Origin of the sequence: Curtobacterium sp. C2H10 (genome assembly GCF_025407985.1) — a bacterium.
Lineage (GTDB): Bacteria > Actinomycetota > Actinomycetes > Actinomycetales > Microbacteriaceae > Curtobacterium.
In genome coordinates, this window is record NZ_JABXGF010000007.1 from 56,844 (window position 1) to 69,689 (window position 12,846).

The following is a 12,846-nucleotide window of genomic DNA, read 5'->3' on the forward strand; positions in this document are numbered from 1 at the left end:
CGATCCGCCACCCGACATTCGCGGTGCAGTGATCGGCCTACTCGTGATGACTATCACCCCGGTCGGAAGTGGAGCGCCGATTCTCGCAATCTCCTGCATGGAGGAACTTATCGAAATTGGCTGACGTCACCACGCTCGTTATCGACCATGCGAACCCATAGCTGACACAAACGCTACGCCGAGAGGGTGACCGAAAACGGCCAAGATAAAAGGAGGGAAGCCCGAGAGCACATTGCTTTTCGGTTTCACTCGTCTCGATTCACGATCCACTGCCCACGGACCTGCTCTCACCCGCTCCCCACGCCACGGGCAGCAAGGATGGGCACGCTCGCTCCCGGTGCTCAGGTCCCGGGCGCGATCCCGAGCGAGCTGCCCGCATCGGTACAGCAGTGTCGGGGGCACGCGATAAGCTAGTGGCTATGCCTTCGATGGATCCCGCCGTGCCCTTGATCGACTCGCCACTGCGCGCTGGCGAGGCGTCGCTGCTCGCAGCGGAAGGGAGCACCCGCAAGCGCCCCAAAGGAGCGTCCACGAACGAGGTTGTTCGTAGCGCTCACATTGGAGATAATGCTCCACTTTTCCGCGAGATCCTCGATCTCTTCATTCCCAAAGGAAGTCGCATCGCAGACACCACCTGGGGCAAGGGTGCTTTTTGGAGACAGGTTGACGACTTCGAGTACGAAATCCTGCCGAGTGACCTTCAGATGGGAATCGATTGCCGAGACCTCCCGTACGAAGACGGTTCCCTCGACGCGGTCGTTCTCGACCCCCCCTACATGGAGGGCCTTTTCCGCCAGAAGGAAAACCACATGGCCGGGGGCGGGTCCCACTCCGCGTTCCGAGAGCGCTATTCTGATTCGAAGGCCACCGAAAAAGTCGAAGGTGCGCCCAAGTACCACGACGCCGTTCTCGACCTCTACCTCAAGGCAGGGGAGGAGGCATGGCGAACACTCCGCAACTATGGGATTTTCATCGTCAAGTGCCAGGACGAGGTATCTGCGAATCGTCAACGACTCACCCATGTGGAGCTCATCAACGCGTGGGAAGAGCGCTTTTATTGCAAAGACCTGTTCGTAGTGGTGCGCACGAACCGCCCCGGCATCGTTCGGATGGTCAAGCAGGAGCACGCCCGGAAGAATCACTCCTACTTTCTCGTCTTTGTGAAACGGAACCCCTCCTTCCCGAAGCGAATCAGACCAACTAAGACTGAACAGGTGCGGCTGGACGCACTCCTTCAGACCCGCCAGCCGACCCCCGTGCCAAGAGTAAAGTACGAGGCTTAGTCCTCCTCAATACTCACACCAGCAAGATTCGGGTCCTGGCCGCGACTGCGGTCGATGATCACGCTGTCGAAAACTTCGAACGGGTTTCTACTGTAAGTCCTCGGATCCGGTTCTAGGTCAATCTGGATCGAAGTGCGAAGCAATCTCGACTGCTGATATGGAGTGAAGTTTGCCGCTGCGCCCCGCGTGGTGCCAAGCATCGTCGGAAGGTCGCTGTTCTTGGCGAACACGAAATCCCACTCACCAGTGAATGAATGAATATTCAGAGCCAAGACATCAAACTCGCCCACGAGCAATGAGGTCGTGGCTACCTCCGAGCCGTCGTCAAAGTATACCGTCCGGCGATCCGACGCGTCGCACTGGAAAAACGGTTGAATAAGGCCCGTACGCTTCCGTGGTCGCATGCTGGCTGATTGAATTGATTTGACTTCGATCGCAAACCGTTGACCGCGATAGGTCAGGATCAAGTCGCCCTTAGCTGTCCGATCGTGGTCGTCGGGCTTGTACAGGTCTGAAACACGCCGGTCACCGGCGAAAAACATCGACTTGCACTTGACTTCCGCGGCGTAGCCCATGACGAAACTGCGCAGGCTCGGATTGTCCGTGAGGAGCTCATCGATCTCGTCGTAGCTCAGGTCCCAGTCTTCCAGAAAGCCCACGGGCCACCCCTCCATATGTTGAGAATTCAACACTTAGCCTACTGGAGAGGAGAAAGCGAGGACAAATTTGGCTGTCCCAAGTTCGGGGGGGCGCTTACGCCTCTTGACGCAGAGAGCCCAGAGCGATGAAGCTGAAGTCCGCGTCCTCCCAGATCGCGCTGCCGGCCCGCAAATGACCGAGCGTCACGCGCAAGCGCTGCACCGGCGTCCTCGGCCGGATTCGAACGTCGTGACCGGTGATCCGAACGACACCGACCTCCCGCACGCCGCTGAGGCCGTACTCGTCGGTTGCTGGCTCGCCAAGGGCAGCGAGGCCGTTACCGTCGCTGATGACCTCGATCTGGTCGTCCATCGTGGTCTCCTGATCTTGGTTGTTCGCCGAAGCGTTCTCGCGCCAGGGCAGCCAGATCGGGATCAATCGCCCACCGTTCGTGGAGGCGATGATCTGTGGCTACTCGTCTGAGGAAGGCGCGAAGGCGCTTCGGGTCGACCTGCAGCTCTCGGGCGAGATCTGGCGCGGTGATCGTCATGCTGCAGACTCCTCTGCGGCTGCGCCCGGAAGTTGGGCGACGAACCATCGCAGTGCTTCGACGACCTGCTCACGCGGAGCAGGCTCGGTGAGTACCTCAATGGGGAACGACGGCCGCTTGTCGATCCGGGCGGCGGGGAGGTTGATCCCCAAGACGGCGTTGAGTCGCGCCCGGAACTCCCCGCGAAGAGCGACGTCGTCGAACGGTGGTCGGTCGCGCAGGTACTGGAACACTACTTCGACGGTGCCGCTGATCGGGTAGATCGTGAACGGCCAGTGCGACTTCTCTGCGCCGTCTCGCCGTGGCGCGGTCATGAAGGCACTGATCTCCCGGTTCGAGCCGTACTCGACGGTGCCTCCGATTTCCTTCCAAGCGTCGAACAGTTCCGTGACGCCGTGCACGATGCTCGGCGGGTTCGCGGTTGCGAGCTGCCCCAGGAACGAGCGGTCGGAAGTCGTGTCGGTGCCCTCGAATCCCTCTGCGACCAGCCCGATGAGTTCGGCGAGGCCGGCGGTCGAGATCCGAGCAGACTCATCGGCTGCGCCGTTCGGCCCGAACTGCAGACCCTCCATCTCGAGAACGGCCCGCGGGTCGCGGTCGTCGTCGGCCTCCAGCCAACGGAAGCCCGGAGAGATGGTTCCTCCGCCCTGCAGGACACGATGCGCACCCGCGACCGGAACGCTGCTGAGGTGGTTGCCGAGCGGTACTGGATGGGTCCCGATGAGCGCCGCCACATCGCCGTACGACGACCACCGACCAGCGGGGATCGCCATGATCGCCTGGTGGACGAGCGACCAGTCGCGCCCGGTCGCTTCGGGCGGGATGCGTTCGTCCGGACCAGACCACTGCTCGATGATCCGGTCAGCGAACCATTCGCCACGACCACGGATCTGCTCGCGGCCCCAGACCGCAGCCTCGAGCACGCGTTGGTTGAGCGCGCTGTAACTGCTGTTCCGGTAGTCCTCCTGCTTCGAGGCGAACGACCGGTTGCTCAGCTCGGAGTTGTAGCCGGTGAGCGTGAGGTTCCCGAGCTGGTGGACGAGCTGCTCGTGGACCTCCTCTACTGTTTCATCGTCCCCGAGGTCTACCTCAAGTGCTGCTCGCCACTCAGGCGTCAGGGTCTGGGGAAGGATGTGCTCGATCGTCGACTTCTCGACGTCGACAGGCTCCTTCGGGTTGCGTTCCTCCTGCACCCACTTGAGGATGAGCTTCTGCTGCGTGCGGAGGCCACGGAGGTAGAACGGCTGGGTGCGGATGGCATCACGGATCTGGTCGTCGGTTGCGAAGTACTTCCGGCCCGTCGAGAAGTAGTCCAGGAGCACACGGTCGACCGGGCGGTCGTCGATGACTCCACAAGCCTGCAGGATCGTGCGGTTCAAGCCTTGTCCAGGTCGACCGCCGATCGTCCGCCGCACGATGTACGACTCGATCGCGGCGAGCGCGCCGGCGACCTCTTCCGCGCTGCTCGTGCCGGCCGCGCGGCGGGCGATCAGCCGGAGCGTGAGCGGCACAGTGGTCGTCGATCCCCACTCCGCGAGGTGCTGCAGATGTTTCCGGAGGGCCGGTTCGGGCTCGAGCGACGGATCTCGGATGACGGCGAGCTGTTCGGAGAGGCGGCTGAACCGCTCGATCTCCTCGAGGATCTGCTCGTCCTCCATCTTCGCGAGGCGAGCCTGCTGGTAGCTGTAGATGTCGCCTTGCTTCAAGAGCGGCTCGTCGGCCACCGCATCGAGCCAGAAGATGAGTTCGAGGTCGTCCCCGGTCAGACGACGTTGCATCGGCAGCCACCAGGACGAGTACACGGATTCGCCACGCGATCCGAGCCGCATGAACAGGTAGTTCCGCACCAGGTCTCCCTGGGTGAGCCGGAGTCCGGTGTTGTTGAGCGACTCAAAGATCCGGTAGACGTTGTCCTCGTCGCGAGCGGTGATCGACACGAAGGTCAGGCCGCCGAGCACAGCCTCGCGGATCCGCTCGATGTCATGTGGGTCGTCCGGATCATCTGCGAGCTCGAGTGCTCGGCGGAAGAACGAGTAGGCCTGCCCCACGCCGGAATCCGAATCAGCGCCGACTGCGCCGTCCACAACAGCGCGGAAAGCGTCGCGGTCCGCCTGTGTCGGCAGGAGCTTCAATCGTGCGTCGCCCGGCTTGAACCGATCGGCCACGTACTGTTCGTGGATGCTCTCCGCGAGCATCGGCTGATCCTTCTGGTGGATTCGGAGGTAGTCGCGCAGCGCACACAGCAGGATCGACAACGTCGTCAACCGCTGTTGACCGTCCACGACCAAAAACTCCATGCCGGTCGGGACGATGGCGCCGGTCGAGAGCACGAGGGACCCCATGAAGTGCGTTGCACCCGGGTTCGTCCGGCGTGTCTCGGCGAGTTCGAGGATGTCGCTCCAGAGGCGATCACGTTGGCGTCCTTGCCACGCGTACGGCCGTTGGTACAGCGGCACCAGGTACTGCTTCGGGCCCCCGAGCAGCTCCTGCAGCGTCGTTTCACGCACGTCCATGTGTATCCCCTCAGTCGTCTGAATCCTAGGGACAGAAGCCAGCTGGATTCCACGCCCCACGTGAGGGACTTGCGGAACCGCACAATCGATGCGGAAGTCCGCCCGCCACCCCACAACGGGTACTCCCGCCCACGCTCCCCACCCACGAGGATGGTTCAACACCACTCGTCTCGGGGACGACGAGCGGCACCGAGGACCAGGGACTCCCCGAGGGACAACACCATGACGATCGCCGGGGAATCGGCCGGTGTCGAAGCACGCCGCCAACGCAGTCACGCACAGGAACTCCGCCGCCAGGCACACGACGCCGAACAACGCGCAGCCCGCTTCGAGATCGCCGAACGCACCGAGAGCGAGACCGCCCAGCTCCTCGCCCCACTCGCCGGCATCGGCTACCACCTCCTCGCCGACCGCCGCTGGCCCGGCAGCCGCACGGCCCAGGTGGACATGGTCGTCGTCGGCCGGGCTGGCGTCTTCATCGTCGACACGAAGGCGTGGCGCGAGGTCGCGGTCCACGGCGACCGGATCACCCGCGGCCAGGAGGACGTCACCGACGACATCGCCCGCCTCGCCGACCTCGCGTACAGCACCGAGGCCGCCCTCGCGGACATCGGGCTCGCACCGGGCGAGGTCCACGCCGTCGCAGCACTCGCCGGCCAGAAGCGCATGCATGCCCGCGTCGCGTCCGTCGACGTCATCGGCACGCACGACCTCGTCGGCCACATCACGAAGCGCGGCGCACGGCTCTCGGCGTCACGCGTCGACGAGGTCCTCGCGGCGATGCTCACCCACTTCCCCGTGATCGGCGACGACGCAGCTGCACCGCCGCAGATCGTCGTCCCCGCAGCCGTCCTCCCCCGCGAACCCGCACCGACGATCCCCGCGCTCGACGACGAGCTCACGGACCAGCTCCTCGACGGCGTCCTCGAGGCACCCATCGAGGACTGGATGGCCTTCCTCGACCCCGCCCAGGCGAAGCTCGTCCGCCGCAGCTTCAACGGCCCGGCACGCATCCGCGGCGCCGCCGGAACCGGCAAGACCGTCGTCGGCCTCCACCGCGCCGCCTACCTCGCACGCTCGACCGGCGGCCGCATCCTCTTCACGACGTTCATCGGCACCCTGCCGAAGGTCCTCGAGTCGCTCCTCGAGCGCCTCGCGCCCGACATGGTCGGTCGCGTCGACTTCCTGGGCGTCCACGCGTTCGCCACGCGCCTGCTGAAAGAACGCGGGATCGCGTTCCGTACGCCCGGACGGGAGGCGCGGCTCGCGTTCGACGACGCATGGAACGCGATCCGCGCCTCCAGTCCACTGCGGTCCTCGCGTTTCTCGCGCTCCTACTGGGAGGACGAGATCAAGCACGTCATCAAGGGGCGCGGCCTGACGCGCTTCGACGAGTACGCCGACCTGGCGCGCGTCGGGCGCAAGCACGCACTGCCCGTGGAGACGCGGCAGGCCGTGTGGGACCTGTACGAGGCGTACTCGCGCGGGCTGCGCGAGCGGCGCGCGCACGACTGGGAGGACATCGTCCTCCTCGCGCGCGACGCGGTCGCGGCGGTACCGCTCGAGCGGTACGACGCGGTGATCGTCGACGAAGCGCAGGACCTGTCGTGCGCGATGGTCTCGCTGATGCACCACCTCGTCGGGGATCGCGCGGACGGGCTGACGCTCATCGGGGACGGCCAGCAGACGATCTACCCGGGCGGGTACACGCTCGGCGAGGTCGGCATCAGACTCTCCGGGCGCGGAGTCGTGCTCGACGTGAACCACCGCAACACCGCGGAGATACTCGAGTTCGCGAAGGAGATGGTGGCGGACGACCAGTTCGTCGACATCGAGGGCGTGGACGGCGTCGGTGACACGGTGTCGGCGATCTCGCGGTCGGGGCCGGCGCCGGCGTTCCACCGGTTCTCGAGCCGGGCCGAGCACGACCGCTCGATGATCGCGCGGCTGAGCGAGGTGCTCCGGCTGATCGGGACGGGGCACGGGGACGTGGGGATCCTCACGGCGACGAACCGGCAGGCGGACGACGTCCGGGGTGTCCTGCGGGATGCCGGCATCCCCGTGATCATGCTCGACGAGTACTCCGGCAGGACATCCGACGCCGTACGGGTCGGCACCGTGAAGCGGGCGAAGGGGCTCGAGTTCAAGCAGGTGTTGCTGGCGCACGTCGATCGTCGGCTGCTGGATCCGGTGACGGGTGAGCCGTCCGAGACGGATCGAGAGCGGCGGGAGCGCGGCCGGCGGGAGTTGTACGTGGGGATGACGCGGGCGCGGGACGGACTGTGGGTCGGGGTGCGGAGTGGCGCACCGCGAAGCCGCTGAGCCGACTGCGAGCAGAAGAGCAGGCCACCTGAGCGCGACCGACATCTGATATTGTCCCGGGTGGAGGGGCAACATTGGGGAATCTCATCATCGACCTCGCAGCCATGGACGCAGCGAGCACGAGCATCAAGGGGATCAGCGCAGCGCTGGACGAAGCAACGGGAGCTGCTGAAGCCCGGGCGGACTTCGGGAGCGACGCGGTCGCAGCGGCTCACGACGAAACGTCTACGTCACACGACCGATCTGTGCAGGCAATAGCGGAGATGACGGACACCATCGGCGAGTGGGTGCGTTCGGCAGCCGAGGAGTTCATGCGCCGCGACGCTGACCTCGCGAGCGACGCCGGATGACGGCCGATCCGACTCGCGGCGCTCCGGCATCGATCAGGGCCACCGCGCGGCACCACGAAGCACGGGCCCAGGTGCTCCGTGATGAGCAAACTCGACTGGAGCGGACAGCGGCAGGCTTGAGTGCCAGTGAATGGTCTGGTTCGGCCAGACAGCGCTTCACGTCAGCGGCTGAAACGCTCGGACCGTCCTACGCACGGACGGCCGCTCTCATCGAGCACCTCGCGGAGACGCTCTCGCGCTACGCCGACGAGGTCGAGCGCATTCAGGACGAAGCTGCCCGAATCCGCTCCGCGCAGGACAGTGCTGCAAAGGAGAGGGATCAACTCGTCACGGACCGCTCTCGACTCACCGAGTCGGTCGATGCCGGGACGGACGTGGAAGCCGATCACGTCATGCTTCGCGGAGTCACTGAGGCACTGATGCAGCAAGACACCGTAGACGCTCAACTCTCCACACGTTGGGAGGAGCTCATCGCTGAGCGGACCCGCCTCGACGACGGAACGGCCGCGAAGCTGTCCGACGTCCAATCCGTCGGCATCGTCGCTGTACGAGCACGCTCAGTGGGGCGGATGTCGGACCGTCAGCTCCTGAGTTGGTTGAGCTCGTTGACCCCTGACCAGATAGTCGCGCTGCGCGGCGATCCCGCGATAGCTGACCGGCTTGATGCGGTATCGGATCCCGAGCTGATCGCTGACTGGTGGTCCTCAATGGGCGGTTCTCACGAGCGGGGAAGCAGCGACGGGCACTCTTCCGAGCAGGACGCCCTGATCGCGGCGTTCCCCGCCGTGATCGGCAATCTGAACGGCGTCGCTTACTGGGCGAGGGACCGGGCGAACCGCAAGCAACTCACGACGCTCATCGCGTCCGCGTCCGGCGTGGACCTCGCCGCGTACAAGAACATCCGCGCGTCGCTCGGCAAGTACAAGGGTGTCCAGCTGACCTCGCTCGTCCCACACCACCCTCCACTTGCCGCTGTTTCGATCGGTGATCTCGACAGGGCTCACGATGTCACCTACCTCGTCCCCGGGATGGACTCCGACACGAGGAACATGACGGTCGTGGAGCGAGCCGCCTACAACCTCCGGGTCCGCCAACAGGACTACGTCGGCGACGCAGCAGTCGTCGCGTGGATCAACTACGAGACCCCGACAACGAAGACGGTCCTGCACGGCGATCTCGCTCGGGCAGGCAGCGAACGACTCGGTCAAGACCTCGCAGGCTTCAATGCTGCCCGTGGCTCGACCAAGGGAACGCTGAACGTGGTCGGACACTCCTACGGGTCGACGACGTCCTCGCTCACTCTCGCTCACCGTGACTACGGGGTCGACTCGTACGTGACCGTTGGATCAGCAGGACTGGAACGCGAGATCAAGACCGCCAACGACATCCACTCCGATCAGGTCTTCGCCGCACAGGCGCCGCGTTCGATCCCGGGCCTACCGGGCGACAACTGGTCGTGGATCGGGCAGGCTTTCAGCATGACTCGCCGAGATCCAGCCAGCCCCGCGTTCGGCGCAACCTACTTGCCGACAGCTGGTCTCCCGCATGACCCGACGATGAACGGCGTGAATCGTCACGATCCGATCTGGAACAACGCGACCGATCACGCCGGGCAGTACGGGTACTTCGACAAGAACACCGAATCGCTCGACAACATCGCCCGCGCGACCACCGGGAAGCTCACGGACCGATGAGCACACGCACCGTCACAGCGATCCTGGCCTTGGTGAGTACTTCGGTGCTGCTGGCCGGATGTACGCAACAACCGAAAGGCAGCGAGATGGACGCCGAGCAGGCACGAGACGGCATGGTCAGCCTGGTCAAGCAGACGATGAAGGCTGCCGGCGGTGATTGGACCGCGCTCTCAGACGGACCCGCATCGTCGGAGTGCTCGACGGGCAACGACAGCTCAGGCGTCACGTTCTCGTGGGACCAGGAGCGGACCGGCGCTACGGATCCAGAGTCGCTCGTCCGTGCGGTCGCGAAGACGTGGAAGCAGCACGACTACGACGTCACCATCAAGCAGGACACGATCGACGACGGTCGGCCGCTCTGGTCAGCTGTCACCACAGGTCAGGCGGTCGAATCCATCTCGGTCAATGCCAGCCCGCGACGCGTCTCGATCGAGGTCCAGTCGGCATGCGGGACTGGCGACATCGCAGACTACGAATAATCGCCGGCGCCGACAGACGAGAGACGCGGCACCAACCAGCACCGCGCCTCCTGACCTTCACGCTCTCGTCACCTCACCACGTCAACACGAACCGCCCCCGCGTCCCCCCAGCCTCGACCCGCTCATGCGCCTCCCCAGCCCGCGAGGCCGGCAACACCTCCGCCACCCGCGGCGTCACCGTCCCACTCTCCACCGCATGCCGCAGCTGCTCGAGCTTGTCGAACGACCGGTACTCCGCGAACACGGCGATCCGCTCGAACCGGATCCCACGAGCCCCGTTGCCCTCCCATCCCCGCACGTCGAGGAACACTCCCCCGTCGCGCACGGCATCGACCACCGAAGCCCGCTGCACCGCAGCATCGGCGAGCGCATCGACCCCGTCCGGCACGAGGCCACGCACCGCAGCAGCGAACCCGTCTCCACGCTCCACGATGTGCGACGGCCCGAGCGACCGGACCAGCGCGTCGTCCGCAGGAGCAGCATCCGCGATGACGGTGAGCCCAGCGGCGACGGCGAGCTGCACGACGTAGTTCCCGAGCAACCCCGCAGCCCCGGTCACGGCGAGCGTCTGCCCCGGAGCGAGCCCCGCCCGCGAGAGGATCTGCAACGCCGTCAGCCCGTTCATCGGCACCGTGGACGCGAGCGGAAGCGACGTCCCCCGAGGGATCCGCGTGAACGACCCGACCGGCGCGACGAGCTCCTCGACGTACGCACCGCCGTGGGCGCTGAGCGGCAGCGCGATCGCCATGACCTCGTCGCCGACCTCCCATCCGGAGACATCGGGCCCGACCTCGTCGATGACCCCGGCTGCATCCATCCCCGGCACGTACGGCGGCGACGCCTGCGAGCTGTCCCGCTGACCGGCACGCACACCGGTGTCGGTCGGGTTCACGGCGAACGCCTGCACCCGGATCCGCACGGACCCCGCACCGGCGTGCGGCTCCGGCACCTCGTGGACGGCGAGGGCCTCCGGCCCTCCGAACTGTTCGACTCCTACGACCTTCACCGTTCCGGTCTACCGGACGACGCTCAGCCGTACCCAGCGAGCGGGCCGGTGGCGGTGGTCGGGACGCACCATCCGTCGGACTGGAGGCGCGGATCACCGCCGCCCCGCGCCTCCAGTCCGGCACTGGGCCGGCTACACGGCGGGGGCGAGCGCCAGCTGCTCGCGCGCCACCACGGCGTCGGCGGCCGGCGGCCGGCCGTACGCCTCGCGGTAGTCCCGCGAGAAGTGGGAGGCGCTGCGGTAGCCGACGGCGGCCGCGGCGCGGGCGGCGGTGTCGGCGTGCAGGACCATGCGGCGGCGCGCCTCCCCGAGTCGGGTCCGCTTGAGGTACTGCGCGGGTGACATGCCGGTGGCCTGCTTGAAGCGGGCGAAGAGGGTGCTCTCGCTGACCCGGAGTTCGCGGGCGAGGCGCTCCATCGTCCACGGTTCGTCCATGCGCCCGGTCAGGAGTGCGGTTGCCGCCGTTACCAGTCCGGCGTCGGCTCCGGCTCGGTCGAGTGCGGCGGTGATGCGTGGCGCCTGCGCGGTCTGCAGCAGGCGGAGGACGACCTCGCGCGAGACGAGGGGGAACAGGACGGGGATGTCCTCGGGGGCGTCGAGCAGCGCGAGCAGTCGGCTGACGGCATCGGCGAGCGGGGCCGTCCACGTGCCGAGTCGTGGGAGGTCCGTGCTGCTCGTGCTGGTGGTCGTGCTCGACATCGACGCGACGACCTCGCCGACGACGACCGGGTCGAGCTTCCAGACCGCCGAGACGAAGCCGTTGCTCCCTGCCGTGTCGATCACCCCGGCGACCACGGGCAGGTCCACGGGCGTGATGATGAACCGCTCGCGGCCCCAGACCTGGTCGTCGTCCCCGACGATCGAACGCTTCCGGCCGCGGAGGACGACGGACAACGACGGGACGTACCGCCGGTCGAAGAGTCCGGTCGGCTCGTGGACGCGGGAGACGGTCAGGCCGAGTGCTTCGGCCCGCTGCACCGAGGCGGGACGGGCGACGGTGTCGACGGTGGACGCCCGGTCGAGCACGGCGGCGTGCCGCGAGGCCACTTCCACCGCGCGGTCGAGGTGCTGCGCTGCGCGATCGTCCACGTGCCCACGCTACGCAGTTCCCCCGGCGCCGAGGAAGTCGTGTCCCCGGCGTGGAGGAACTCGTGCGGGATCCGGCAAGGTTCCCGCTGGATCCGGCAAGGTTCGGGGCTGCCCGGGGATCGAGCATCGATGCATGACCACTGCACCCCGCGACCAGACCACCGTCCGCACTGCCCTCGTGACCGGCGCCTCGAGCGGCATCGGCGAGGCCATCGCCCGCGAGCTCGCTGCCGCCGGCATGACCGTCGCGGTGCACGGCCGCGACGCCGTCCGCACGCGTGCTGTCGCCGACGGCATCGAGCGCCGGGGTGATCGAGCCCTCCCGATCGTGGCGGATCTCTCCGCTGATGCTCCCGACGTCCGGGCGTTCGCCGCCTCGGCCCGAGAGCTGCTCGGCGGTCACGTCGACGTCCTCGTGAACAACGCCCGCGTCTACCCCGGCGGTCCGACGGAGTCCCTGTCCGACGACACCGTCGACGCGCTGCTCGCGACGAACATCCGCGCACCGCACGTCCTCGTGGCCTCGCTCGCTCCAGCGATGGCAACGCGGGGGTCCGGAGTCGTCGTGAACATCGGCTCGTGGATGGCCCGGGTGGGTGTGCCGTTCATGGCGCTCTACCCGGCGACGAAGGCCGCGGTCGAGCAGCTGACCCGGGCGTGGGCGGCCGAGTACGGGCAGCGCGGGGTGCGGGTCGTGACGGTCGCACCGGGGGCCACGGCGACGCCGGGGAACGCGGACTCGGCGGACGCGCTCGCGGCGATGACGCAGGGGACGCCCGCGGGGGTACCGGTGCAGCCGGTCGACATCGCCCGCGCCGTCCGGTGGGTGGCGTCGGACGAGGCGGCGTTCGTGAACGGCGGGACGCTCGACGTCGACGGTGGGATCGCGTCCACGCGCCTGCGCTGAGGGCACATCGCTGC

11 protein-coding genes are annotated in these 12,846 nt (G+C 66.7%); 6 read left to right on the plus strand and 5 right to left on the minus strand.

The genetic code is table 11. The features are described from left to right. The first annotated feature begins 440 nt into the window (after window positions 1-440). Window positions 441-1,283 (plus strand): hypothetical protein, encoded by an 843-nt coding sequence (locus HWD93_RS05510; RefSeq protein ID WP_261646280.1) that lies wholly within the window; start codon window positions 441-443, stop codon window positions 1,281-1,283. Here HWD93_RS05510 and HWD93_RS05515 read toward each other — a convergent pair. From HWD93_RS05515 to HWD93_RS05525, 3 genes are all read right to left on the minus strand, one after another. Further along, window positions 1,280-1,942 (minus strand): hypothetical protein, encoded by a 663-nt coding sequence (locus HWD93_RS05515; RefSeq protein ID WP_261646281.1) that lies wholly within the window; start codon window positions 1,940-1,942, stop codon window positions 1,280-1,282. The two genes, HWD93_RS05510 and HWD93_RS05515, sit on opposite strands and share 4 nt — an antisense overlap. A gap of 94 nt (window positions 1,943-2,036) precedes the next feature. Beyond that, entirely contained in the window at window positions 2,037-2,360 is a 324-nt protein-coding gene (locus HWD93_RS05520; RefSeq protein WP_261646282.1) for a hypothetical protein, read from the minus strand. 108 nt (window positions 2,361-2,468) lie between these two features. Continuing rightward, window positions 2,469-5,099, minus strand: coding sequence for a DUF262 domain-containing protein (locus HWD93_RS05525; protein ID WP_261646283.1), 2,631 nt, complete (start codon window positions 5,097-5,099; stop codon window positions 2,469-2,471). A 108-nt stretch (window positions 5,100-5,207) separates the two neighbouring features. Here HWD93_RS05525 and HWD93_RS05530 point away from each other — a divergent pair, with 108 nt between their 5' ends. From HWD93_RS05530 to HWD93_RS05545, 4 genes are all read left to right on the plus strand, one after another. After that, window positions 5,208-7,307: a nuclease-related domain-containing DEAD/DEAH box helicase gene (locus tag HWD93_RS05530; RefSeq protein WP_261646284.1), complete on the plus strand. Its 2,100-nt coding sequence runs from the start codon at window positions 5,208-5,210 to the stop codon at window positions 7,305-7,307. Window positions 7,308-7,381: 74 nt separating this feature from the next. Next, complete coding sequence (locus tag HWD93_RS05535) at window positions 7,382-7,657, plus strand: hypothetical protein (RefSeq protein ID WP_261646285.1); 276 nt, start codon at window positions 7,382-7,384, stop codon at window positions 7,655-7,657. Continuing rightward, complete coding sequence (locus tag HWD93_RS05540) at window positions 7,654-9,351, plus strand: alpha/beta hydrolase (RefSeq protein WP_261646286.1); 1,698 nt, start codon at window positions 7,654-7,656, stop codon at window positions 9,349-9,351. The genes HWD93_RS05535 and HWD93_RS05540 overlap by 4 nt, the downstream gene beginning before the upstream one ends. Then, window positions 9,348-9,830, plus strand: a complete 483-nt coding sequence (locus HWD93_RS05545) for a hypothetical protein (protein WP_261646287.1) — start codon at window positions 9,348-9,350, stop codon at window positions 9,828-9,830. Before HWD93_RS05540 ends, HWD93_RS05545 begins: the two co-directional genes overlap by 4 nt. 73 nt (window positions 9,831-9,903) lie before the next feature. On the opposite strand, the gene HWD93_RS05550 is transcribed toward HWD93_RS05545, so the two are convergent. Continuing rightward, the gene (locus HWD93_RS05550; RefSeq protein WP_261646288.1) at window positions 9,904-10,836 is read right to left on the minus strand and encodes an NADP-dependent oxidoreductase; all 933 of its coding nucleotides are present in this window, start codon (window positions 10,834-10,836) and stop codon (window positions 9,904-9,906) included. A gap of 132 nt (window positions 10,837-10,968) precedes the next feature. After that, complete coding sequence (locus tag HWD93_RS05555) at window positions 10,969-11,925, minus strand: AraC family transcriptional regulator N-terminal domain-containing protein (RefSeq protein ID WP_261646289.1); 957 nt, start codon at window positions 11,923-11,925, stop codon at window positions 10,969-10,971. A 133-nt stretch (window positions 11,926-12,058) separates the two neighbouring features. On the opposite strand from HWD93_RS05555, the gene HWD93_RS05560 reads away from it, so the two are divergent. Further along, a complete protein-coding gene (locus HWD93_RS05560) occupies window positions 12,059-12,832 on the plus strand; it encodes an SDR family NAD(P)-dependent oxidoreductase (RefSeq protein ID WP_261646290.1) in 774 nt (257 codons plus the stop codon). Window positions 12,833-12,846 lie beyond the last annotated feature (14 nt).